20 protein-coding genes are annotated in these 23,332 nt (G+C 74.0%); 7 read left to right on the top strand and 13 right to left on the bottom strand.

Annotated elements, in window-relative coordinates; all coding sequences use genetic code 11:
* Positions 1 to 17 precede the first annotated feature (17 nt).
* The 8 genes from kduI to EDC50_RS14175 all read right to left on the bottom strand — a co-directional run bounded on the left by kduI (position 18) and on the right by EDC50_RS14175 (position 8,793).
* Positions 18 to 863 carry a 5-dehydro-4-deoxy-D-glucuronate isomerase gene (gene kduI / locus EDC50_RS14210; RefSeq protein ID WP_123771135.1) on the bottom strand — a complete coding sequence of 282 codons (846 nt, stop codon included), beginning with the start codon at positions 861 to 863 and terminating at the stop codon, positions 18 to 20.
* Positions 864 to 1,054: 191 nt separating this feature from the next.
* Complete coding sequence (locus tag EDC50_RS14205; RefSeq protein WP_123771134.1) at positions 1,055 to 2,146, bottom strand: LacI family DNA-binding transcriptional regulator; 1,092 nt, start codon at positions 2,144 to 2,146, stop codon at positions 1,055 to 1,057.
* Between the two features lie 39 nt (positions 2,147 to 2,185).
* Positions 2,186 to 3,769, bottom strand: coding sequence for a family 43 glycosylhydrolase (locus EDC50_RS14200; RefSeq protein WP_123771133.1), 1,584 nt, complete (start codon positions 3,767 to 3,769; stop codon positions 2,186 to 2,188).
* A gap of 71 nt (positions 3,770 to 3,840) precedes the next feature.
* The gene (pelA, locus tag EDC50_RS14195) at positions 3,841 to 5,001 is read right to left on the bottom strand and encodes a pectate lyase (RefSeq protein WP_123771132.1); all 1,161 of its coding nucleotides are present in this window, start codon (positions 4,999 to 5,001) and stop codon (positions 3,841 to 3,843) included.
* On the bottom strand, positions 4,998 to 6,281 hold the full coding sequence (locus tag EDC50_RS14190) for a TRAP transporter large permease (RefSeq protein ID WP_123771131.1): 1,284 nt from the start codon (positions 6,279 to 6,281) through the stop codon (positions 4,998 to 5,000). Before EDC50_RS14190 ends, pelA begins: the two co-directional genes overlap by 4 nt.
* On the bottom strand, positions 6,281 to 6,793 hold the full coding sequence (locus EDC50_RS14185; RefSeq protein ID WP_123771130.1) for a TRAP transporter small permease: 513 nt from the start codon (positions 6,791 to 6,793) through the stop codon (positions 6,281 to 6,283). The genes EDC50_RS14190 and EDC50_RS14185 overlap by 1 nt, the downstream gene beginning before the upstream one ends.
* A 183-nt stretch (positions 6,794 to 6,976) precedes the next feature.
* Positions 6,977 to 7,966: a TRAP transporter substrate-binding protein gene (locus tag EDC50_RS14180; protein ID WP_123771129.1), complete on the bottom strand. Its 990-nt coding sequence runs from the start codon at positions 7,964 to 7,966 to the stop codon at positions 6,977 to 6,979.
* Entirely contained in the window at positions 7,963 to 8,793 is an 831-nt protein-coding gene (locus tag EDC50_RS14175) for a 2-keto-4-pentenoate hydratase (protein ID WP_123771128.1), read from the bottom strand. The genes EDC50_RS14180 and EDC50_RS14175 overlap by 4 nt, the downstream gene beginning before the upstream one ends.
* 106 nt (positions 8,794 to 8,899) lie before the next feature.
* On the opposite strand from EDC50_RS14175, the gene EDC50_RS14170 reads away from it, so the two are divergent.
* The 4 genes from EDC50_RS14170 (at position 8,900) to EDC50_RS14155 (ending at position 13,997) form a co-directional block, all read left to right on the top strand.
* Positions 8,900 to 10,279: a pectate lyase family protein gene (locus EDC50_RS14170; protein WP_123771127.1), complete on the top strand. Its 1,380-nt coding sequence runs from the start codon at positions 8,900 to 8,902 to the stop codon at positions 10,277 to 10,279.
* A 14-nt stretch (positions 10,280 to 10,293) separates the two neighbouring features.
* Positions 10,294 to 11,316, top strand: coding sequence for an alpha/beta hydrolase (locus tag EDC50_RS14165; RefSeq protein ID WP_123771126.1), 1,023 nt, complete (start codon positions 10,294 to 10,296; stop codon positions 11,314 to 11,316).
* 204 nt (positions 11,317 to 11,520) lie between these two features.
* The gene (locus tag EDC50_RS14160) at positions 11,521 to 13,149 is read left to right on the top strand and encodes a carboxylesterase/lipase family protein (RefSeq protein WP_123771125.1); all 1,629 of its coding nucleotides are present in this window, start codon (positions 11,521 to 11,523) and stop codon (positions 13,147 to 13,149) included.
* A 17-nt stretch (positions 13,150 to 13,166) separates the two neighbouring features.
* Positions 13,167 to 13,997 carry a rhamnogalacturonan acetylesterase gene (locus EDC50_RS14155; RefSeq protein WP_123771197.1) on the top strand — a complete coding sequence of 277 codons (831 nt, stop codon included), beginning with the start codon at positions 13,167 to 13,169 and terminating at the stop codon, positions 13,995 to 13,997.
* A gap of 264 nt (positions 13,998 to 14,261) precedes the next feature.
* Here EDC50_RS14155 and EDC50_RS14150 read toward each other — a convergent pair whose 3' ends face one another.
* On the bottom strand, positions 14,262 to 17,042 hold the full coding sequence (locus EDC50_RS14150) for a TonB-dependent receptor (protein ID WP_123771124.1): 2,781 nt from the start codon (positions 17,040 to 17,042) through the stop codon (positions 14,262 to 14,264).
* Between the two features lie 192 nt (positions 17,043 to 17,234).
* Here EDC50_RS14150 and EDC50_RS14145 point away from each other — a divergent pair, with 192 nt between their 5' ends.
* The gene (locus EDC50_RS14145) at positions 17,235 to 18,254 is read left to right on the top strand and encodes a sugar kinase (RefSeq protein ID WP_123771123.1); all 1,020 of its coding nucleotides are present in this window, start codon (positions 17,235 to 17,237) and stop codon (positions 18,252 to 18,254) included.
* Positions 18,241 to 18,888 (top strand): bifunctional 4-hydroxy-2-oxoglutarate aldolase/2-dehydro-3-deoxy-phosphogluconate aldolase, encoded by a 648-nt coding sequence (eda, locus tag EDC50_RS14140; RefSeq protein WP_123771122.1) that lies wholly within the window; start codon positions 18,241 to 18,243, stop codon positions 18,886 to 18,888. The genes EDC50_RS14145 and eda overlap by 14 nt, the downstream gene beginning before the upstream one ends.
* A gap of 121 nt (positions 18,889 to 19,009) precedes the next feature.
* On the opposite strand, the gene EDC50_RS14135 is transcribed toward eda, so the two are convergent.
* The 4 genes from EDC50_RS14135 to EDC50_RS14120 all read right to left on the bottom strand — a co-directional run bounded on the left by EDC50_RS14135 (position 19,010) and on the right by EDC50_RS14120 (position 22,346).
* Positions 19,010 to 19,747, bottom strand: coding sequence for an endonuclease/exonuclease/phosphatase family protein (locus EDC50_RS14135; protein ID WP_170167642.1), 738 nt, complete (start codon positions 19,745 to 19,747; stop codon positions 19,010 to 19,012).
* A 39-nt stretch (positions 19,748 to 19,786) separates the two neighbouring features.
* The gene (locus tag EDC50_RS14130; RefSeq protein ID WP_123771120.1) at positions 19,787 to 20,599 is read right to left on the bottom strand and encodes a thiol:disulfide interchange protein DsbA/DsbL; all 813 of its coding nucleotides are present in this window, start codon (positions 20,597 to 20,599) and stop codon (positions 19,787 to 19,789) included.
* Between the two features lie 116 nt (positions 20,600 to 20,715).
* Positions 20,716 to 21,354: a thiol:disulfide interchange protein DsbA/DsbL gene (locus EDC50_RS14125; protein WP_123771119.1), complete on the bottom strand. Its 639-nt coding sequence runs from the start codon at positions 21,352 to 21,354 to the stop codon at positions 20,716 to 20,718.
* Positions 21,355 to 21,461: 107 nt separating this feature from the next.
* A complete protein-coding gene (locus EDC50_RS14120; protein ID WP_123771118.1) occupies positions 21,462 to 22,346 on the bottom strand; it encodes a c-type cytochrome in 885 nt (294 codons plus the stop codon).
* 335 nt (positions 22,347 to 22,681) lie between these two features.
* Between EDC50_RS14120 and yihA the strand changes: the two genes are divergently transcribed.
* Positions 22,682 to 23,296 carry a ribosome biogenesis GTP-binding protein YihA/YsxC gene (gene yihA / locus EDC50_RS14115; RefSeq protein ID WP_123771117.1) on the top strand — a complete coding sequence of 205 codons (615 nt, stop codon included), beginning with the start codon at positions 22,682 to 22,684 and terminating at the stop codon, positions 23,294 to 23,296.
* Positions 23,297 to 23,332: the final 36 nt, after the last annotated feature.

Below are 23,332 nucleotides of genomic sequence, written 5' to 3'. Positions count from 1 at the left end.
ACGACGCGCGCGGAGGCTTACTTCAGCTGGCAGATGTCCAGCTGGTTCATGTCGGTGTAGTCGAGGTTCTCCCCGCCCATCGCCCAGATGAAGCAGTAGTTCCTGGTGCCAGACCCCATGTGGATCGACCACGGCGGCGACACCACCGCCTCGTCGTTGGCGACGACGATGTGGCGCATCCCGGCCGGCTCGCCCATGAAGTGCATGACCCGTTGGTCGCCCAGGCCGAAGTAGAAGTAGACCTCGGATCGGCGGTCGTGCAGGTGCGGCGGCATCGTGTTCCAGACGCTGCCGGGCTTGAGGATGGTCAGGCCGAGCAGCAGCTGGCAGGACTTCACCGTCGCCGGGACGATGTACTGGTAGATCGTGCGCTCGTTGCTGGTCTCCAGCGCGCCGCGCTCCAGCGGCACCGCGTCGGCGATCGAGATGTGCCTGGCCTCGTGGCGCGCGTGCGCCGGGGTCGAGGCGAGGTAGAACTTGGCCGGGCGCGCGGCGTCGGCGGAGGCGAACTCGACCCGGTCGCTGCCCATCGGCACGTACAGGCCGTCCTTGGGCTGCAGGGTGTAGGCGGTGCCGTCGACGGTGACCGTGCCGGCGCCGTCGCCGACGTTGACCACGCCGAGCTCGCGCCGCTCCAGGAACGGCTTGCCCGCGGCGGAGGCGGGCTCGGCCTGCACCGGCAGCGCCACGGGGGCGTCGGTGGGGGCGGCGCCGCCGATCACGAAGCGCTCGTAATGGGTGTAGTTCAGCACGACCTGGCCGGGCACGAACAGCTCCGAGATCAGGTAGCGCTCGCGCAGCTGCTCGTTGCTGGCGCCGGCCATCATGTCGGGGTGGGTGGCGTGGTAGGTCTTGCGGAACATCGGGCTCTCCGGAACGCATGGGGCCGGGCCTGCCGGCCGGGTGGCCCATCATAGCCCGCTTGAGGTAACCGGTGTCAAAAAGGCGTCCCGGCCTAGCGCGCGGCTGGGGTCGCGCATGGCGCGCGGCTGCTCGGGAGAACGCGCGGGAGGCGGGCCGGGCTGCCGCTCCGGGCCGGGAAGCTTCCCTCGTTCTAGCCCTTCGGGCGCTGGCTGGAGTCGCGCACCACCAGGTGCGGGGTCACGTCGCGCGGCTGCTCGAGGGCGGGGGCGTGGTCGTCGAGCAGCATGCGCGCGGCTTCGCGGCCGACGTCGCGGGTCGGCGAGTGGATCGTGGTCAGGGCCGGCCACAGCTGCGAGGCCAGCGGGCTGTCGTCGTAGCCGACCACCGAGAGATCGCCGGGGATGCCCAGCCCGCGCCGCATCGCGGCCTTGTACACGCCCGCGGCCATCTCGTCGTTGCAGGCGAAGATCGCGGTCGGGCGCGGCGACTTGGCCAGCAGGAATTCGGCGCCGGCGACCCCGGAATCGAAGGTGTAGCCGCCCTCGTAGACGTAGTCCGGCGCGAGCTCGATGCCGCGCGCGGCCAAGCCGGCGAGGAAGCCTTCGCCGCGCTCGATCGCCGAACGGTAGCGGCGCGGGCCGGTGATCAGGCCGATGGTGCGGTGGCCGAGCGACTCGAGGTAGTTCGCCGCCTCGGTGCTGGCCAGGCGGTCGCGGGTGACCAGCATGTTCGGCGCCGCGTCCAGCGGGATCGAGGCCACGCGCACGTAGCGGCAGCCGATCTCGCGCAGCGCCGCGGCCAGCTGTTCGTCCTCGGACACGCGCGGGATCAGGATCACCCCGTGCAGCTTCTGCTGCAGGACGAAGCGGCGCACGCCGTCGATGTAGTCCTCGCGGGTGCTGTCGCAGGGATGCACGACCAGCTCGTAGCCGGAGTCGCGCAAGGCGTCGAGCGCGCCGTACTGCATGTTGACGATGTACTGCGCGGTCGGGTTGTCGTAGACCAGGCCGATCAGGAACGAGCGCCGGAACGCCAGGCCGCGCGCCTGCGGGTCCGGCGTGTAGCCCAGCTGCTTCATCAGGGCCAGCACCTTCTCGCGCGTCTCCGGGTGCACCAGCGGCGAGTTGTTGATGACCCGCGAGACCGTCTTCTTCGATACGCCGGACAGCCGCGCGATGTCGTTGATCGTCGCCTTGCCCGCCGGCAACGCCGGCGCGTCCGCGGTGGGCGGCGCGGCGGCGGCGGAGCGGGAACGGCGGGGGCGCGGCGGCGTGGGGGTCATGATCGGTCGGGAATGGGCCCGGCCATTCTAAGCCGCCGCTCAGGGCAGCGCCCGGTAGCGGAAATCGAGGAAGCGGACCGCGCCGTCGCCGGCGGCGTAGATCCCCGGGCGCAGCGACAGGAACTTGCCGGCGACGTTGTGGTGGTAGCCGGACACTTCCATCTGCACGTCGTACTTCTTCCAGGTCCTGCCGTCGCGGCTGGTGTGGAAGGTGACGACGTGGCGATCGTTGGTGACCCGCAGCCACAGCTTGCCGCCCTTGCCCGGCGCCAGGCCGCCGGCGGGGCGCTCCTCGCCGTAGCGGTGCATCACGAACGATTCGCCGTTGGAACCGAGGCCGACGTACAGGCGGTCGCTGTAGAACAGCACCACGCCGCCGACCGCGCCGGGCGCGATCTCCATCTCGACCTCGGCCTGGTAGGCGCGGTCGCCCGGGATCGCGGTCAGCGGCGAGCTGTCGCGCGGGGCCCTGCCCTTGCCGCGCAGCACCAGTGCCTGGCCGTCGAAGGACACGCGCCGCATCTCGTCCGGCGCCGGGTCGAAGAACGCCCACTGCGGGCCGAGGCGATCGCCGTCGAACGCGTCGGACAGCGCCATGCCGTGGCGGCCGATCGATTCGCCCGCCGGCTTCCGCAGCGGTTTGCCCAGGTCGCCGCCCCTGGCGACGAACCAGCCGTCGTCGGTCCACTCCACCGGATCGAGCAGCGCCTGCCGCCCGAGCGTCCAGAAGCCCTTCTCGTAGCCGTGGTAGATCATCCACCACTGCCCGGCGACGTCCTCGACCAGCGTCGCGTGGCCGCGCGACCACCAGTACTCGTCGGCCGAGCGGGTGCGCACGATCGGGTTGTACGGCGAGTTCTCCCACGGGCCGTGGATCGAGCGCGAGCGCGCGGCGATCACCATGTGCCCGGTCGGCGGGCCGGCGGTGCCGCCGACCGCGGTGATCATGTAGTACCAGCCGTTGCGGCGGGTGATCTTCGGCCCTTCCTGCGAGTAGCTCTCCACGTCCCAGCTTTCCGGGTAGCGCCAGCCGTCGTAGGCGTGCCGGACCGGGCCGACCGTGCGCAGGCCGTCGTCGGACAGCGGCACGTAGTCGCCGGCGCTGAGGAACAGGTAGCGCTTGCCGTCCTCGCCGACCGCGTGGCCGGGGTCGATGTGGTCGGGCAGCTTCAGGTCGATCGGCTCGCTCCACGGACCGCGGATGTCGTCGGCCCAGACCACGTAGTTGCTGCGGCCGTGCGCGGTGCGCGCCGGGAAGTAGATGTAGTAGCGGCCCTGGTGCTTGACCAGGTCCGGCGCCCAGATCGCGCCGACGTTGGTGGCGATGGCGTGGCCGATCGGCTGCCAGTTGACCAGGTCGCGCGAGTGCCAGATCGGCAGGCCGGGGTAGGCGTCGAACGAGGACAGGGTCAGGTAGTAGTCCTCGCCGTCGCGCAGCACCGACGGGTCGGGGCGGTCGCCGGCCAGCACCGGATTGAGGAAGGTGCCGTCGCCGAGGTCGGCCTGGCGCTGGTGCTCGATGCCGCGCTTCCACTGCGGCGCCCCGGCCGCGGCGGCCGCGGGCAGGGCCAGGGCCAGGGCGAGGGCAAGGGCAAGGGCGGCGAGGGCTTGGGACAGGCGCATCGTTCTTCTCCTGCGGGTTGCGCCGCGCGTCCGGCCGCGGTGCGTTGCGCGCGGCCGCGACGCCGGCGGTGCTAGCGTGGGGGGTGCGGCTTCGCGCCCGCGCCGGTCCGCGCCTTCCACGCGGGATAGTCGCGTTCCAGCAGGGCCTGGGGCCAGGTGCCGAACCAGTGGTAGCCGGTGCGGCGCTCGCGCGGGATCTGGGCGTAGTCGCGCAGGCGCTCGCCGTCGCGGCTGGCCAGGACCACCGAGTTGTCGCGCAGGTCGTAGAAGCGCGCCCACAGCGGCGGCGCCTGCGGGTCGGCGACCAGGCGGCGGTCGAAGTCGGCGGCGTGGTAGGCCCAGCGTTCATGCGGCGCGGGGAAGGTCTCCAGCCGCTGCCCGCGCAGGGCGACGCGGCGCAGCCAGTCGACGCCGCCCTCGATCGCGGCGGTCACCGGCGGCGACGGCTGCGGGATCGACATCAGGTAGCGCAGCACCGACACGGTCTCGTCGGACACCAGCGCCGGCAGCTCGAAGCGCCGGCCCTGCGCCGGTTGCAGCGTGCGCGCGTCGTACTGCCCGGCCCAGCCGGCCAGGCGCCCGTCCTGGCGCACCTGCAGGCGCAGCAGGCAGGCGTCGCCGCGCGCGACCGCCGCCTCGATCCGCTGCCGCCGCGCCGGGTCGACGAACGGGAAGGCCGCCGCGCGCCGCAGCATCGCCAGCACGCCGGGCGTCACCTCGTCGGCGATGGTGATGTGCGGGTGGTAGGGCTGGCTCGCCGGCACCGTGTGCGGCCAGCCGCCGCAGCGCTCGAGCTGCCGGGCGAGAACGAAGTCGAGCCCGCGCAGCGCGGCGTCGCGGTAGCGCGCCTCGCCGGTGCGGGCATGGGCCGCGGCGAGGTAGTCGATCTGGGTGTAGGTGTTGCGGTTGTCGAAGCTGCCGCCGGGCAGGGCACGCTCGGCGCGCAGGCGCTCGCGCTCGGCGGCGCCGAGGACGCGCGCGGGGTCGCGGTTCTCCGGCCAGCCGCCGCTCTCGCGCTGCAACAGCAGCAGGTTGTCGGCGATCTCGCGCACCTGCTGCGGCGCGTAGCGCGGGTAGTCCGCGCCGTGGCGGTTCTGCCAGTGCGCGACCGCGTCGGCGAAGCCGTCCAGCGGAATCGCGCCGGCGCCCGGCTCCGCGGCGTGGCGCGGCGCTTGCGCGTGCGCCGTCGCGGCCGCGAGCAGCGCCCCCAGCGCGGCGGCGACGCGGCTCATGCCTTCAGCGCCGCCGGCAGCCACAGCGACAGCTGCGGGAAGAACGCCACCGCCAGCAGCACCAGCAGCGCCGCCAGCCAGAACGGCCAGATCGTGCGCATGCACTCGCCGATGCCGATCTTGCCGATCGCGGTGCCGATGAACAGCACGCTGCCCACCGGCGGCGTGACCAGGCCGATGCCGCCGGTCAGCACCAGCACCAGGCCGAAGTGGAGCGGGTCGATGCCGTAGGCGCGCGCGACCGGCAGGAAGATCGGCGTGCAGATCAGGATCATCGGCGCCAGGTCCATGAACGTGCCGAGCACCAGCAGGAGCAGGACGATCAGCAGCAGGACGGTGATCTTGTCGTGGGCGACGCTCTGCAGCGCCTCGACCGCGGCCGACGGCACCTGCAGGTAGGCCAGCAGCCAGCCGAACACCGCCGCGGTGGCGATCACGAACAGGATCGCGCCGGTGGTGCGCGCGGCGTGGGCGACGGTGCCGAGGAACTCGCGCCACTTCAGCTGGCGGTAGACCAGCGCGGTCACGACCAGCGCGTACAGCACCGCCATCGCCGCGCTCTCCACCGCGGTGAACACGCCGGCGCGGATGCCGACGAAGATCAGCGCCACCAGGCCCAGCCCCGGCAGCGCGCCGACCAGGCGCAGCAGCACCGCGCGCAGGCCGGGGAAGGGCTCGGTGCCGTAGCCGCGCGCGCGCGCCACCGCCCAGCCGGTGACCATCATCGCCGCGGTCATCAGCAGCGCCGGGGTGATGCCGGCCGCGAACAGGTCGGCGATCGACAGCCCGCCGCCGGCCGCGGCCGAGTACAGGATCAGGTTGTGCGAGGGCGGCACCAGCAGCGCCACCAGCGCCGCGGTGATGCTGACGTTGACCGCGAAGTCGCGGTCGTAGCCGCGCTGGATCATCTGCGGGATCATCGTGCCCCCGACCGCGGACACGTCGGCGATGGCCGAGCCGGACACGCCGCCGAAGAACAGCGACGACAGCACGCTGACCTGGCCGAGGCCGCCGCGCAGGCGCCCGACCAGTGCCGCGGCCAGGCCGATCAGCCGCTCGGAGATGCCGCCGCGCAGCATGATCTCGCCGGCGAAGATGAACAGCGGGATCGCGATCAGGCTGACCGAGCCCGCACCGGCGCCGACCTGCTGCACCAGCACCACCAGCGGCAGGTCGAGGTAGAACAGCGTCGCCAGCGCCGCGGCGGCGAGCGCGAACGCCACCGGCACGCCCAGCAGCAGCAGCGCGGCGAAGACCAGGAACAGGAGCGCGGTGGCCATCAGCGCGCCCCCCCGGCCGAGGCCGGCCGGCGGCGCAGGCGGTCGAGCGCGAACGCGGCCATCAGCGCGCCGCCCAGGCTCAGCGGCAGGTAGTTGATGCTCTGCGGCAGCGGCGCGCCGGCCAGGTGCACGTCCCAGCCGTCGGCCAGCAGCGCCGCGCTCCAGCCGGCCAGCACCGCGCCGATCGCGGCGACGACCAGCCCGCCCAGCGCCTCGACCAGGCGATGCCCGCGCGGGCCGAGCGCGTCGGCGAGCAGGAAGAAGCCGAAGTGGCGGTTCTCGCGCACGCCGGTCGCCGCGCCCATCGCCATCGCCGTGCTCAGCAGCAGCAGCGTCACCGGCTCGGTCCAGCTGGGCGAATCGTTGAGCACGTAGCGGGCGAACACCTGCCAGCCCTGCACCACGACCAGGCCGGCCAGCGAGGCCGCGGCGATGCCGATCGCGAGCGCGGAAAGGCGGTCGAGGACGCGTGCGAGCGCGTCGGCGGCGGGCGGTGTTGCGGTCGGCTGCATTGCGTCTCCCCTCCAAGCCACTTTGCTGATGCCCTCCCCCGCGGGCGGGGGTCGGGGTGGGGCAGGCGCGCCGGCGCGCTGCTGCCTCACCCCGGCCCCTCTGCCGCGAGCGGCGAGGGGCCCGAAACGCGCGCCGTCGGGAGAGCGCTCCTCCCGCGGCGGCGGGAGCAGGCCTCGCCGCCTTCAGGCCAGCGCGCGGATCTTGCGGTACAACGCGTCGATCTCCGGCTGGCGCAGGTATTCGTCCAGCAGCGGCTGCGCGGCGCGCCGGAACGCCGCCATGTCGACTTCGTTCATGTGCACGCCGGCCGCGCGCACCGCCGCGCCCGCCTCCTGCTCGGAGGCGTCCCACAGCGCGCGCATCACCGCCACCGAGCGCCGCGCCAGCTCGCGCAGCAGCGCGCGGTCGTCGGCGCGCAGCGCGTCGTAGCTCTTGCGCGAGACCAGCAGCACGTCCGGCGCGTAGGAATGCTCGCTCTGCGACCAGTGGCGCGCGACCTCGAACTGGCGGCTGGAATGGAAGCTGCGCAGGTTGTTCTCGGCGCCGTCGATCAGCCGGGTCTCCAGCGCCGAGAACACCTCCCCGTAGGACAGCGGGGTCGGGTTGGCGCCGAACAGCCGCAGCAGGCGGATGAAGATGTCCGAGCCGGGCACGCGGAACTTCAGCCCGTGCAGGTCGGCCGGCGTGCGCAGCGGCCGGCGCGTGTTGTAGAAGCAGCGCGCGCCGCAGTCGTAGATCGCCAGGCCGACCAGGTCGCGCGCCTCGAAGCCGCGCAGCACCCGCGCGCCGACCTCGCCGTCGAGCGCGCGGCGCAGGTGCGGCACCGAATCGAACACGTACGGCAGGCACAGCGCCCGGGTCAGCGGGAAGGCGTTGTTGAGCGCGCCGGCGTACACGCGGGTGATGTCGATGGCGCCGTAGCGGGCCATGTCGATGGCCTCGGATTCGCGGCCGAGCTGCCCGGAGTGGTACAGGCGCAGGCGCAGGCGGCCGCCGGTCTCGCGCTCGAGTTGCTGGCCGATCCAGCGCACCGCCTCGACGGTCGGGTAGTCCTTCACGTGCACGTCGGACGCGGTGAGCACGCGCGCGCCCGCGTCGGCGCGCGCCGCGGGCAACGCGCCGGCGGCGCAGGCCGCGGCCAGTCCGGCGAGGAAGCCGCGGCGGCCGTTCATGCCTGCGGCCCCGCGGCGAGCGCCGCCACCGCCTCGCAGTGCAGCTCGCCGTGGCGGCCGAAGCTGACCCGCGCGTGCTGGCCGGGGCGGATGTCGTGGATGCCGGTGGCGGCGCCGGTGGTCACCAGCGCGCCGGCGCGCAGCGGGTAGCCGCGCTGCGCGCAGCGGCCGAGGGCGAAGGCCAGCGCCGCGAGCAGGCCGCCGTGGATCGCGCCCGCGCCGCCCTCGCCGACGCGGGCGCCGTCGACGAAAGTCTCGCAGCGCAGCTCCGCCGGGTCGAGCCGGCGCCAATCCGGGATCTCCGGACCGAGGACCAGGCCGGCGTTGTTGCCGAAGTCCGAGGCCACCACCGCCGAGCCGAGCGCGTTGATCAGCGGCAGCGGGCTGCCGGCCAGCTCGATGCCGACCAGCAGCGCGTCGGCGAGGTCGGCCGCCTCCTGCGCGGTGTAGCGGCGCTTGTCCGCCGGCGCGTCGGCGCCCAGGCGGAACACGAACTCGGCCTCGACCGCGGCGAATCCCCCCGGAATCGTCGCGAAGCGCGCGCGCTCGCCGGGCCCCGGCCGTTGCACCGCATCGGCGAACACTGGGCCGACCACGCGCTCCTCGCCGAAGCGCGGCTGCAGGTCCGGCGGCACCAGGCCGACCTTCCAGCCGGCGATCGGCCGGCCCCACAGCGCGATCGCGGCGTCCTGGCAGGCATAGCCCTGGTCCAGGGTCTGCGGCAGCGCGCCCGGGTAGTCCGGCAGCGCCCGCGCCTCGCGGCGCGCCGCGACCAGGCGCCGGGCGACGGCACGGGCGTCGTCTTCGGTGGGCGCGTAGTTGTCCATGCCGGCCGGTGTCCCCTGGCGTTCGTCGATGGTGGAGTTGTATAGGAAACCGGTGTCATTGACAATCGGTCGACCACACTCGAAAAACGACCGGGGAGGGCAGGCGATGCGGCATGCAGGGCGGGAACGGGAAATCCGACGGGTCCGGGCGCGCCGGGCAGGGGCGTGGCTGGCGCTGCTGGCGGCGCTGGTGCTGCCGGCGCCGGAACCGGCCCGGGCCGCCGACCTGTCCCACGGGACAGCGGCGCTGGCGTTTCCCGGCGCGGCCGGCTGGGCCGCGCACACCCCGGGCGGGCGCGGCGGGCGGATCCTGCGGGTCACCACCCTCGCCGCCGACGGCCCCGGCTCGTTCGCCGAGGCGATCCGCGCCAAGGGCCCGCGCATCGTCGTGTTCGAGGTCGGCGGGGTGATCGACCTGGGCATGCAGGAACTGCGCATCGACGAGCCCTACCTGACCATCGCCGGGCAGACCGCGCCGCAGCCGGGCATCACCCTGATCAAGGGCGGGCTGACCATCGCCACCCACGACGTGATCGTGCGCCACCTCCGCATCCGCCCCGGCGACGGCGGCCTGCCGAAGAGGGCCGGCAAGGACATCGACGCGATCACCACCGTGCGCGGCGCCCGCGACGTGATCGTCGACCACTGCTCGCTGAGCTGGGCCACCGACGAGAACCTGTCGGCCTCCAGCACCCGCTTCCACGGCGAGAGCGAGCAGGCATGGATGGAGGCGGCCTCGCGCCGCATCACCTTCAGCCGCAACATCATCGCCGAGGGCCTGGCCGACGCCACCCACGCCAAGGGCGAGCATTCCAAGGGCTCGCTGATCCACGACCACGTCAACGACGTGCTGATCGTCGGCAACCTGTACGCGCACAACTACGAGCGCAGCCCGCTGTTCAAGGGCGGCGCGCGCGGCCAGGTGCTCAACAACCTGATCTACGATCCCGGCCAGCGCGCGATCCACTACAACCTCATCGCCGAGGAGTGGCTGGGCCATCCGTACTCGCGCGGGCAGATGGTCGTGCGCGGCAACGTGCTGCGCGCCGGGCGCTCCACCGAGGACCTGGCGTTCTTCATGGTCGGCGGCTCCGGCGACGTGGACGTGTACCTCGAGGACAACCTGGCGGTGGACCGGATCGGCCGGCCGCTGCCGATGACCGGCCGCTACACCACCACGCCGGTCGAGATCGCGCGGATGAAGCGCGCGCCGGCGCTGCCGTTCGGCATGAGCCTGCTGCCGTCGGCCGAGGTGCAGGACGCGGTGATCGCCGACGTCGGCGCCACGCCCTGGGCGCGCGACGCGGTCGACCGGCGCATCGTCGCCGACGTGATCGAGGGCCGCGGCGGCATCATCGACAGCCAGGAGCAGGTCGGCGGCTACCCGGACTACGCGCCGACCCGGCGGCCGTTCGTCGAGGCGGACTGGAACCTCGACACGATGGAGCCGCTCAAGCCCTACCAGCGCGGCGAGCCGCTGCGCTGAGCGGGGCAGCGGCGATGCGCGGGCACGAGCACGGGCGCAAGGGCGCGCGCGGCTGGGCGCGCTGGCTGGCCGCCGCCGCGTTGGCGCTGGCGGGCGCCGGCGCGCCTGCGGACACGCCCTCGGCGGATACGCCGCGGGAGGCGGCCTCGCGGATCTGGCTGTGGCCGCAACAGGTCGCCCCCGGTTCGCGGCGGCTGCGGTTGCAGCAGCGCATCCTCGAGCGCAGTGCCGACCCGCGGCTGCCGGACCGCATCGTCACCGGCGTCACCCGGCCCTACCTGACCGTGCACCGGCCGGCGCGGCCGAACGGCGCGGCGTTGCTGGTCGCGCCGGGCGGCGGCTACCGCCGCATCGTGCTCGACAAGGAAGGCAGCGCCCTGGTGCCGGCGTTGGCGGAGGCGCACGGCTACACGCTGTTCGTGCTGCGTTATCGCCTGCCCGGCGACGGCCACGACGACGGCCGCGACGCGCCGCTGGCCGACGCGCAGCGCGCGTTGCGGCTGATCCGCGCGCGCGCCGGCGAATTCGGCCTGGACCCGCAGCGGATCGGCGCGATCGGCTTCTCCGCCGGCGGCCACGTCGCCGCCAGCCTCGGCACCCGCTACGACGAGCGTGTCTACGCGCCGGTGGACGCTGCCGACCGGCTCAGCGCGCGTCCGGACTTCCTGCTGCTGCTGTACCCGGTGATCGACATGGGCGGGCACGCGCATCCCGGCTCGCGCGAGCGGCTGCTCGGCGCGGCGCCGAGCGCGGCCGACGTCGCCGCCCACTCGCTGCAGCACCGCGTGCGCGCCGGCATGCCGCCGGTGTTCCTGCTGCACGCGGCGGACGATGCGACCGTGCCGGTGGAGAACAGCCTGCAGCTGTACGCCGCGCTGCGCCGCGCCGGCGTGCCGGCCGAACTGCACGTGTACCCGCGCGGCGGCCACGGCTTCGGCGTGCGCCAGATCGCCGATTCGCCGCTGCGGCTGTGGCCGGCGCTGGCGGCGGCGTGGATCGAGGCGCAAGGGCGCGCGACGGAAAGGCAGGCGCGCTAGGGCGAGCGCGCCGCGCGGGCCGGCGTTCGCGGCCGCTGCGCGCCGCGCCCGCGCGCGGCGGCACCCGTCCCGGCCGCGAGGACCGGCGTCCGCGCCGCACTCGCGTTGCTCTTCCGCCGCGGGAGAGCGGCCGCGCCGCAGGCGCAGGCCTCGAACCCGCTTCGTCGAGGCGCTTCCACAACCCCATCATCCGGAGAAATCGCGATGCGCGACCCCGCCGTTCCCGAAGTCCCGATCGATCCCCGGCGCCGCGCGCTGCTGCGCGGTGCCGCCGCGCTCGGCGCGGGCGCCGCCGTGCCGCGGTGGGCGCACGCCGCCTCGGGCGAGCGCGCCAGCCTCGCGCGCGTGCGCGGCGGCCGCGTCGCCGGCCGGCTCGAGGGCGGCGTGCACGTGTTCAAGGGCCTGCCCTACGGCGCCGACACCCGCCCGCGCCGGTTCCTGCCGGCCATGCCGGAGCCGAAGTGGCGCGGCGTGCGCGAGGCCGCCGCCTACGGCGCGGCGGCGCCGCAACGCGGCGCCCGCGAGCCGGTGAGCGAGGACTGCCTGTTCCTCAACGTCTGGACGCCCGGCCTGCGCGACGGCGCGCGGCGGCCGATCCTGGTCTACCTCCACGGCGGCGGCTACCACAACGGCTCCGGCAGCGATCCGCTGTACGACGGCGGCAATCTGTGCCGCCGCGGCGACGTGGTCGTGGTCACCGTGAACCACCGCCTCAACGCGTTCGGCTACCTGCACCTGGGCCGGCTGCTCGGGCCGGACTACGCCGCGTCGGGCAACGTCGGCCAGCTCGACTTGGTGCAGGCGCTGCGCTGGGTGCGCGAGCACGCCGGCGAGTTCGGCGGCGACGCCGGCAACGTCACCGTGTTCGGCCAGTCCGGCGGCGGCGCCAAGATCGCCACGCTGATGGCGATGCCGGCCGCGCGCGGGCTGTTCCACCGCGCCTGGACCATGAGCGGCCAGCAGGTCACCGCGGCCGGCCCGCGCGCGGCGACCCAGCGTGCGCAGCGCTTCCTCGACGCGCTGGGCCTGCGCGCGGAGCAGGCGGCGCGGTTGCGCGAACTGCCGATGGAGCGGCTGCTGGAGGCGGCGCGCACGCCCGACCCGTCGCGCACCGAGGCCGCTTCGCTGTACTTCGGCCCGGTGCTGGACGGCGTGGCATTGCCGGTGCATCCGTTCTGGCCGCAGGCGCCGGCGCAGTCGGCGGCGATCCCGATGGTGATCGGCAATACCCGCGACGAGACCCGCGCCTTCCTCGGCCACGATCCGGCGAACTTCGCGCTCACCTGGGAGCAACTGCCGGAGCGGCTCGAGCGCGAGCAGTACGTCGACCTGCCGGTGGCGCAGGTGATCGCCGAATACCGGCGGCTGTACCCGCACTACACGCCGTCGGAGGTGTTCTTCGCCGCGACCACCGCCGGGCGCTCGTGGCGCGGCGCGGTCGAGGAGTGCGAGGCGCGCGCGCGCCAGGGCGCCGGCGCGGCGCCGACCTGGGCCTACCAGCTCGACTGGGGTTCGCCGCTGGAGCCGCGGCTGCGCGCCTACCACACCCTCGACATCCCGCTGGTGTTCGACAACGTGCATCAGCCCGGGGCGCGCACCGGCGCCGGCGCCGACGCCCGGCGCATGGCCGAGCTGATGAGCCGGGCGCTGCTCGCGTTCGCCCGTAGCGGCGATCCGAACCATCCGGCGCTGCCGGCCTGGGCGCCCTACACCCTGGCAAAGCGCGAGACCCTGGTGTTCGACCTGGCCCCGGCGCTGGTGGAGGACCCGCGCGGCGGCGAGCGCCGGCTGTACCGGCAGGCGCCGTTCGTGCAGCGGGGGACGCTCGGATGAGGGCCGCGGCGCATGCGATGCGGCGCGCCGCGCCGTGGCTGCTGGCACTGGGGCTGGCCGCGGCGCACGCGGCGCCGGCGTCGCGGCCGCCGCCGGTGCCGGTCCGCGCCGACAAGATCGTCCTGGTCGGCGATTCCACGGTGCAGGCGCACAGCGGCTGGGGCGGCGCGTTCTGCGCCCGCCACGCCGCCCCGTTCCTGGCCTGCCTCAATCTCGGGCGCGGCGGGCGCAGCAGCTACAGCTACCGTGCCGAAGGGTCCTGGGAGCTGGCGCGGCGCGAACTGCGCGGCGGCGGCTACGGGCGCGTCTGGGTGCTGATCCAGTTCGGCCACAACGACCAGCCGGGCAAGCCCGAGCGGTCGACCGACCTGGCCGAGGAGTTCCCCGCGAACCTGCGCCGCTACGTCGACGAGGCGCGCGCCGATGGCGCCCGGCCCGTGCTGGTGACGCCGCTGACGCGGCGCCAGTTCCGCGACGGCCGGCTGGTGGACGACCTGGCGCCGTGGGCGGAGGCGATCCGCCGCGTCGCGCGCGAGCGGCAGGTGCCGCTGGTCGACCTGCACGCGCGCAGCGTGGCCGCGGTGCAGGCGCTCGGGCCGGTGGCGTCGATGCGCTTCGCGCAGCGGCCGGCGACGCCGGAGCTGGTCGCCGCCGCGCTGCAGGGCACCACCGCCGAGGCGCCGCCCGCGCCGGCGCCGCCGCCGGCGGCAGCGGACGCGACCGCGCCGCTGCGCCTGGCGTTCGACTACACCCACCTCGGCGGGGCCGGTGCCGAGTTCTTCGCCGCGCTCGTCGCCGACGAGCTGGCGCGGGCGGTGCCGGAACTGCGTCCGCGCCTGCTGCCCTGAGCGGCGGCGCGCCGCGCGCCGCGTCAGCGGAACGGGCCGGCGCCGCGCATACCGAACCGCCGCGCCGCCCGCAGCGGGAGGACATCGCGTCGTCAGCGCCGGCGCGCGGCGCGCGGGGTGTCGTTTCGTTCGTCGCTCCTGCCGGGAGCGGGAAACGAGGAGCGGGCCGGGGCCGGCGCGGTACCACGACGCATGCGCCGCACGGCCATCGGGCGAACAGGCCGCGGCGGTCCGGCCCTGCGCCCCGGGCCGCCGCGCAAGGGGTCAGAACTTGTAGCGCAGGCCGAGCAGGTACTGGCGGCCGGTCTCGCTGTAGTCCAGCGGCAGGTGCGAGGCCGCGCCGACCCACGAGGCCGAAGGTTCGTCGGTGAGGTTGATGCCCTCCAGGCTCAGCTCGAGCTGCTCGTTGAGCTTGTAGCGCAGCGAGGCGTCGATCATGGTGGTGCCGTCCTGGCCGTGCACGTCCGAGGTGAAGCCCTGCTCGGTGCCCGGCACCTGGATCAGGTAGTTGTCGCGGTTGGTGGCCGAGACGCGGGCGGAGAAGCGCTCGCCCTCGTAGAACAGCGTCGCGTTCCAGGCGTGCTTGGACAGGCCGGTCAGGTCGGTCTTCAGCGACGGCTCGCCGTTGCCGGTCAGGTACTGGATCTGCGACTCGACATAGGTGTAGTTCAGCTGCACGCCGAAGTTGCGCCAGAAGCCCGGCAGGAAGGTGAAGGGCTGCACGTAGGTGGCCTCGAAGCCCTTGAGCTCGCCGCCGGGCGTGTTGACCGGCACGCTGAACACGAACTCGTCGTTGACGCCGACGCCGGTGCCCTCGAGCAGGCTGGCCGGCAGGCCGCTGCTCGAGTACGGCCGCACTTCGCGGGTGGTCTGCACGAAGCTCTCGATGTCCTTGTAGAACAGGCCCAGGCCGAGCAGCGCGCCGTCCTCGAAGTACCACTCGAAGCCGAGGTCGTAGTTCGTGGCGCGGATCGGGTCGAGGTTCGGGTTGCCGCCGCTGACCGTGCGCGCGCCGCCGCTGACGTTGACGGTCACGCCGGGCGTCAGGCTGCCCAGGCCGGGACGCGACATCACCTTCGCCGCGCCGAAGCGGATCAGGAAGTCGGGCGCGACCTCGGCCACCAGGTTCATCGACGGCAAGGTATCGCTGTACTCGCGCTCCACCGTGGTCTGCACCAGCGCGCTGCCGACCGTGGCGTAGCCGGTCGAGGTCTGCTCGGTGCGCACGTAGCGCACGCCGACGTTGCCCGACAGCGGCACCGGGCCGAGGTCCAGGTAGAAGTCGCCCTGCAGGTAGACGCCGCGGTCCTTCTCCTCGACGCTGCGGGTGTTCACCGCGCGCTCGGCGAGCGCGTAGATGCCGCTGTTGCTGTACAGGTCGAACATGTTCACGAACGCGTCGTAGTCCGGCACCACCCAGGTGGACGGCGCGCCGTCCAGCTTGGCCAGGCTGGCCAGCTCGGTCATGTCGGCCGGGACGATGCGGGTGCCGTCGACGAACGCGGGCACGGTCGCCTCCGAGGCGCGGCGCCACTCCTTGGTGCCGAAGCCGTAGTCCTTGGCCTGCACGCCGCCCTTGAGGCGGAAGCCGTCGGCGAGGCGCCAGTCGAAGTCGATCTGCGCGGTGTCGAAGTCGTTCTTCACCCACTGCGGGCGCAGGCGGATCTCCGCCAGGGTCCAGCCGTTCGGGTCGGTCGGGCCGATGCCGTAGTCCAGCACCGGCGCCCACTTGTCGCCGCGGTAGTCGTAGCTGTAACCGTCGACGTTGAGCTTGTCCATGATGATCGTCGTCTGGATCGGGTTCTCGTGCTCGGAGCTCGAGGTGCCGACCTTCGCGGACAGCTTGAAGTCGTCGGTGAAGGCGTGCTCGCCGCTGAGGGTGAACTGCTTGAACTCGGTGTTCCAGTCGTCGTAGCGCGACTCGGAACGCACGTCGACGTCGTCGAACAGGCCGTACACCAGCGCGTTGTTCCCGTCGATCGCGCCGTCGCGGACGATGGTCTGCGGCTTGCCGCCCTGCGACGCGCCGCGGCTGAAGGAGATCGCCTCGATGTAGCTCTCGGTGCGGGCGGCGTCGATCTTGGAATACAGCGCGTCGAGCGAGATCTCGGTGCGGTCGGTCGGCTTGAACTGCAGCGAGCCGGTCACGCCCAGGCGCTGCTGGTCGTGCTCCATGTAGGTGTAGCGCGGGAAGCGCGGGTGGAACACGTCGGCCGAGCGCGCCGCCTGGAACGGCGAGGCGGGGTTGAAGCCGCCGTTGCTGGTGCCGTTGGCCCAGCGGCCGCTGCCGGTGCCTTCCTCGATCGTGCGCCGCTCGGTGTAGGCCACCGACAGCAGCGCGCCGACGCGGCCGTCCGCCCAGGTGTTGGAGACCAGCGCGGCCATGCGCGGGTCGGTCTTCTCCGACAGCTCGCTGTAGCCGAGCTGGCCACTGGCGGTGAAGGTGAAGCCGTCGTAGTCGAACGGCCGCGCGGTGCGCAGGTCGACGGTGGCGCCGAGCGAGCCTTCCTCGACTTCGGCCGAGGCGGTCTTGCGCACCAGCATCTGGCTGAAGAGGTCGGAGGCGAAGACGTTGAAGTCGAAGCCGCGGCCGCGGTTGGTGCCGCCCTGCTGGTCGGTGGAGCCGACGGTGGTCAGCGCCTCCATGCCGTTGATGCGCACGCGGGTGAAGTCCGGGCCGAGGCCGCGCACCGAGATCTGCCGGCCCTCGCCGGCGTCGCGGGTGATCACCACGCCGGGGATGCGCTGCAGCGACTCGGCCAGGTTGAGGTCGGGGAACTTGCCGATGTCCTCGGCGACGATGGCGTCGACCACGCCGGCTTCGCCGCGCTTGATGTCCAGCGCGCGCTCGACGCTGGCGCGGTAGCCGGTGACGGTGATCGTTTCCAGCTCGGTGGCCTGGTCCCGGGCGGCGTTGGCGCCCTGCTCGGCCGCGGTGTCCGGGTCCTGGGCGTAGGCGCCGAAGGTCGCCGTCTGCAGGGCCAGGCCGATCGCCGCGGCGAGCACGGTAACCGGTGTCTTTTTTGCCGCACGCTGTGAATGCATTGAAATCCCCTCCCGAGTTCCGGCGCTTCTAGGTGCCTTATTGACTGGTTGTCGGCGCTTGCTATCGTGTCCCCACGGCGCAAATGACACCGATGGTCAAAACCTAGCAGGTTGCATGGCCGGTGGCATGCTGCAGTGCGCAACGCCCGGCCCGGTACGATCGCGGGTCGCAATCCGAGCAGGGGAGGGAACGTGAACGGAACTGTCGTGTGCTTCGGCGAGCTGCTGCTGCGCCTGAGCGCGCCCGGGCGCGAGCGGCTGCTGCAGACGCCGCGGCTGCAGGTGCAGATCGGCGGCGCCGAAGCCAACGTGGCGGTGTCGCTGGCCCGCCTCGGCCACGACGCGGCGATGGCCGGCACGGTGGCCGACAACGCGCTCGGCGAGGCGGCGCTGGGCGAGCTGCGCCGCCACGGCGTGGACACCCGCCGGATGCGCGCCGCGCCGGGGCGCATGGGCCTGTACTTCCTCGCCCCGGGCGCGCTGCAGCGGCCGAGCGAGGTGCTGTACGACCGCGCCGATTCGGCGTTCGCGCGCACCCCGGCGTCCGCCTACGACTGGGACGCGCTGCTCGAGGGCGCGGCCTGGCTGCACCTGTCCGGGGTGAGCCCGGCGCTCGGCGCCGAATGCGCGCAGGCCACCCTGGACGCGGCGCGCGCGGCGCGCCGGCGCGGCGTGCGGGTGTCGTTCGACGGCAACTTCCGCGGCAAGCTGTGGCAGGCGTGGAACGGCGACGCCGGCGCGATCCTGCGGCAGATCTTCGCCGAGACCGACCTGCTGTTCGCCGACCACCGCGACATCGCCGTGGCCCTGGGCCAGACGTTCGCCGGCGAGGACCACGAAGCGGCGGTCGCCGCGGCGGCGCAGGCGGCGTTCGCCGCGTTCCCGCACCTGCAGCGGCTGGCCTGCACGCAACGCCAACAACGCAGCGTCGACCATCACCACCTGTCGGCGTTGCTGCTGACCCGCGCCGGCGGGCGCGAACGCGCGCCGGGCTACGAACTGGCCGGCATCGTCGACCGCATCGGCACCGGCGACGCGTTCGCCGCCGGCGTGCTGCACGGGCTGATCGACGGCATGGACGACGCGCGCGCGCTGCGCTTCGGCCTGGCCGCCGCCTGCCTGAAGCACTCGGTGCCGGGCGACTTCAACCTGGTCGGCCGCGCCGAGATCGAAGCGCTGGTCGAGGAGGCCGGGTTCCATGTCCGCCGTTGACGAGGCGCCTTCGCCGGCGCGCGCGCTGGGCGGCCAGCGCATCGTCCCGGTGTACACGCCGCGCGGCGCCGACGAGGCGCTGGCGGTGGCGCAGGCGCTGTGGCGCGGCGGCATCGGCGCGATCGAAGTGACCCTGCGCACGCCGCAGGCGCTGGAGGCGATCGCCGCGATCGCGCAGGCGCTGCCGCGGATGGCGGTCGGCGCCGGCACCGTCCTGGACGCCGGGCAGATGCGCGCGGCGCGGCACGCCGGCGCGCGCTTCGCGGTTTCGCCGGGCTCGCTGCCGGAACTGCTGGCGCTGGCGCGCGAGCTCGACCTGCCCTACCTGCCCGGCGTGGCCACCAGCAGCGAGCTGATGGCCGGGCTCGCCGCGGGCTACCGCTGCTTCAAGCTGTTCCCGGCCGAGCCGCTCGGCGCGCTCGGGCTGCTCGCCGCATGGCAAGCGCCGTTCCCGCAGGCGCGCTTCTGCCCCACCGGCGGCATCGGCCTGGCGCGCGCGCGCGAATACCTGCGCCGGCCGAACGTGCTTTGCCTCGGCGGTTCCTGGCTGACGCCGGACGCCGCGCTGCGCGCGGGCGACTGGGCGCAGGTCGAGGCGCTGGCGCGCGAGGCCGCGGCGCTCGCCGGCGCCTAGCGTCCCGGTCGGCGCGCCAGCCTGCGCGCTGGCGCCGGCTCGCGGCGAACCGCCGGTGCGGGCGCGCTCGCGCGAGAGCCGCCGGGCGCGGCCGTCCTTCCGCCCGATGCGAAGGCGGCGTTCAGCGCAACGCCTGCTCCGGCACCTCCAGCTCCAGCGACAGCGCCAGGTGGTCGGAGAGCGCCGCCGGCAGCGCGCGCAGGTTGGAGGCGCGCAGGCCGTCGCCGACCAGGATGTGGTCGATCGCGCGTTGCGGGCGCCAGCTCGGGAACGTCGGCACCACGCCGCCGGGCGGCTGCAGGCGGGTGCGGCGGAACAGCACCTGCATTTCCGGCCGGTCGAGCGGGCAGTTGAAGTCGCCCATCAGCACCGCGTTGCGCTGGCCGTGCAGCAGCTCGGCGATGAAGCCGAGCTGCGCGGCGCGCGAGGCCGCGCCGAGCGAAAGATGCGCCACCGCCACGGTGAGCGCGTCGTCGCCGTCGCCGAAGCGCGCCAGGAGCACGCCGCGGCCGGCGATGCGGCCGGGCAGGGGGTGGTCGACCACCTCGCGCGGCTCGATCCGGCTGAGCAGGCCGTTGGCGCTGGAGGCGAAGCGGCCGACGCGCCGGTTCGGCTGGTGGCTCCAGTAGTCGAAGCCGGCGCGCTGGGCCAGGTAATGGGTCTGGTTGGTGAAGCCCGAGCGCAGGCTGCCGGGGTCGCTTTCGTTGAGCCCGACGATGTCGTGCATCCCCGCCAGCTGCGCGATCGCGTCCAGGCTGCCGCGCTTGTTCCCCGCCGGCAGCACGTGCGACCAGCTGCGCGCGACGTAGTCGTGGTAGCCGCGCGTGCTCGAACCGGCCTGGATGTTGGCGCTGAGCAGGCGCAGCCGGCGGGTGGGCTCCATGTCGTCCGCGCGGGCTCAGCCGCCGGCGGCGGCGCCCGCCAGCTTCGCGCGCTCCTGCGCGACCAGGTGGTCGGCGATGCGCAGCGTGTCCTCGAAGCTCTTGCCGGTGATCCGGTACTTGCCGTTGACCACCAGCGTCGGCGTGGCGTCGATGCCGCTGCGCATGATGAACTGCTGCGCGCGCTTCATCTTCGCGCCGACCGCGAAGCTGGCCATGGTGTTGGCGAACTGCTTGGCGTCGACGCCGTACTGGGCGTAGAACGCGCCGATCTGCTCGTTGCTCGGCAGCGGCTGCACCGGCAGCGTGCGCTGCACGTGGATCGCGTCGAACACCGCCTTGTGGCTGCGCTCCTGCACGCCCAGCGCCTGGGCGGCGAAGAAGGCCTTGGCGTAGGGCTCCCAGTAGCCGCCGAACGGCGCGGCCAGGGCGATGAACTTCACGTCGGCCGGCTGCCTGGCGCGCCAGGCCTCCACCAGCGGCTCGAAGTGCGCGCAGTGCGGGCAGGTGTAGCCGAACACCTCGACCACCTCGATCTTGCCGTTGGCCGGCTCGTACGGCTGGCCGCCGGGGATTTCGACGTAGTCGGTGCCGGCCACCGGCGCCGGGCCCTGCGGCGGCGTCGGCGCGGCGGCCGGCACCGGCGGCGCCGCCGGCTCGGGCTGCTGGGCGGCGGCCTGCGCGGGCGCCGGCGCGGCGGCCGGCGCGCTGTCGGCGGCGGGCGTGCCGGGCGCGGTCTGGGCCGGCGCCGGGGCCTGCTGCTGCGAACAGGCGGCCAGGCCGAGCAGGGCGGTCAGCAGAACCGCGAAACGGTACGGGCGCGAGGTCATGGGTCGGATCTCCGCAGGCTGGAACGGAAAGGAGCGCCGGCCGCGGGGCGCGGCCGGAGGATCGGAGCAAGGATACCCGCCGCGCGGCCGCATCGCCGGGAGCGGCGGCGCAACGTTCAGCGCGCCGCGCGCTCGCGCGCGATCAGCGCCTCGGCGATGCGCAGGTTGTCCTCGAGGCTGCGGCCGGTCACGCGGTACTTGCCGTTCACCACCAGCGTCGGCGTCGCCTCGACGCCGCTGCGGCGGATGAACTCGTCGGCGCGGCGCATCCTCTCCTGCACCGCCGGGCCGTCGAGCGCGGCCAGGAAGCGCGCCGGGTCGACGCCGTAGCGGGCGTAGAACGGCGCGATCTCCGCCGCGGTGGCGTTGCGCAGCGGCAGGCTGCCTTCCTCGTGCAGGGCGGCGAACATCGCCGCATGGCTGCGCTTGGCCACGCCCAGGGTTTCCGCGGCGTAGTAGGCCTTGGCGTAGGGCGTCCAGTAGCCGCCGAACGGCGCCGCCAGGGCGACGAAGTTCAGGTCCCGGGGCTGGCGCGCCAGCCACGCGTCGAGCTGCGGCTGGAAGTGCGCGCAATGCGGGCAGGTGTAGCCGAAGACCTCGACCAGCTCGACCTTGCCCTTGACCGGGGCGAACGGCCGGCCGTCGGCGATGACCTCGTAGTCGGTGCCTTCCACCGGCGCCGGCGCGGCCGGGGTGGCCAGGGCCAGCGGCGAAAGGGCGAACAGCAGCAGGGCGAGCAGCGGGCGTCGGATCATCGCGGCGGATTCGTCGGGAAGCGGAAAAAAGAACGCCGGCCGTGGATCACGACCGGCGCGCGGGACGCTGGGGACCGACGGCTGCGACCGCAGCCGCCGGCGCGAGTTCACGAACCGGTGGCCGGCGCGGGCGGCTGCCCGGCAGGTGCCGGCGGCGCCGGGGCCGGAGCGGCCGGCGCCGTCGGGGCGGCCGGTGCCGTGGCCGGTGCGTCCGCGGCCGGCAGGGCGGCGGCGGCGACGTCGTCGCGGCTCGGGTGCAGGCCTTGCAGGTAGCTGGCCAGCGAGCCGATCTCCTCGTCGGTCAGCTGCTTGGCCACGGCGGCCATCACGTTGAACAGGTGCGGGTCGCGCTGGTGGGTGGTGCCGGCGCGGTACTCCTCGAGACGGCGCTGGGTGTACGCGGCCATCTGCCCGGCGATGTGCGGATAGGCCGGGCCGGGGTTGCCGGCGCCGTCCGGGCCGTGGCAGGCCATGCACGCGGGGATGCCGCGCGTGGCGTCGCCGCCGCGGAACAGCTGTTCGCCCACTTGGTAGAACTTCTTGCCGGCGTTCGGGCCGGTGGCGATCACGGTATCGTCAGCCACGCCGGCGCCGGCCTTCTGGGTGGCGAAGTACGCGCCGATGTCGCGCGCGTCCTGGGCGCTGAGCGCGTCGGCGAACGGCTTCATCACCGCGGCCATGCCGGTGTTGCGCTCGCCGCTCTTGAACAGCGCGATCTGGTGGGCGATGTAGCGCTCGCTCTGCCCGGCCAGGCGCGGGTACTGCGGATCGCTCGGGTTGCCGTCCACGCCGTGGCAGGCGGCGCAGGTGCCGGCCTTGGCCTGGCCCGCCTTGGGATCGCCCCAGACCACCTTCTCCGGCGCGGCGTTCAGCGGCGCCGTCTGCACCGGCGCGTTGTCCGGCACCGGGTTGACCGTGGTCTGGGCGTAGGCGACGGCCGCGGCCGCGACAGCGGCGAGACCGAGGATGCCGAACACGCGGGCTTGGCTCATCTAGCTGGGCTCCGAAACACGGGAGGCGCGCGCGAGGCGGACGCCGGAACCGCGGAATTATCGACGCGCCGCCCCGAGCCGGTCAACGCGAGCCGCCCGCCTGCCTCGGCCCGGCCACCGGAAGCGGGCCGACGCCGCGCCGGGCGGTGCCGGCCGGGGCCGAAGAGCGCCTGCGGCGCCGCGCGGCCTGCGGGCGGCGATGCGGAACGGCGACTCGCGCGTCCGCTCTTCCCCCCGGTCCCGGCCGCCGCGCGTTCCCGTCGCGCGCGCTCGGCGGTCGGCCGCACGAGGCCGCGCGGGCGACGAATGCGACGCCGCGTGCGATCCTTGTCCGCATGGCCCATCCGTTCGCCCGCGCCCGCTACGCGCTCGCCGCCCACACGCCCGCGCAACTGCCGCCCGACGGCGGCTACGAAGTCGCCTTCGCCGGCCGCTCCAATGCCGGCAAGTCCAGCGCGCTGAACGCGCTGTGCCAGCAGAACGCGCTGGCGCGGGTGTCGAAGACGCCCGGCCGCACCCAGCAGCTGATCTACTTCGACCTCACCCCGCCCGAAACGGCGCCGGCGCGCTACCTGGTCGACCTGCCCGGCTACGGCTACGCCAAGGTGCCGCAGGAACTGCAGGCGCACTGGCAGGGCTTCATCGACGGCTACTTCCGCCACCGCGCCGCGCTGAAGGGGCTGGTGGTGGTGATGGACATCCGTCATCCGCTCAAGGACTACGACCGGCAGATGCTCGGCTACGCGGTCGCGCGCGGCCTGCCGGCGCACGCGCTGCTGACCAAGGCCGACAAGCTCGGCCGCGGCCAGCAGGCGCAGCAGCTGCAGGCGGTGCGTCGCGAACTGGCGGCCGCGTTCGGCGACACGGTGAGCGTGCAGGCCTTCTCCGGCGAGTCCAAGCAGGGCGTGGACGAACTGCGCGCGGTCGTGGCCGGCTGGTTGGGGCTGTAGCGGGGCGACTGACCGCCTCCGCGCCACGCATCGCCG

The sequence above is a fragment of the Vulcaniibacterium tengchongense genome, from assembly GCF_003814555.1.
In the GTDB taxonomy this organism is placed as follows: Bacteria; Pseudomonadota; Gammaproteobacteria; order Xanthomonadales; family Xanthomonadaceae; genus Vulcaniibacterium; species Vulcaniibacterium tengchongense.
The sequence above is the reverse complement of the archived record's forward strand: the minus strand, read 5'-3'. Positions and strand labels throughout refer to the sequence as shown.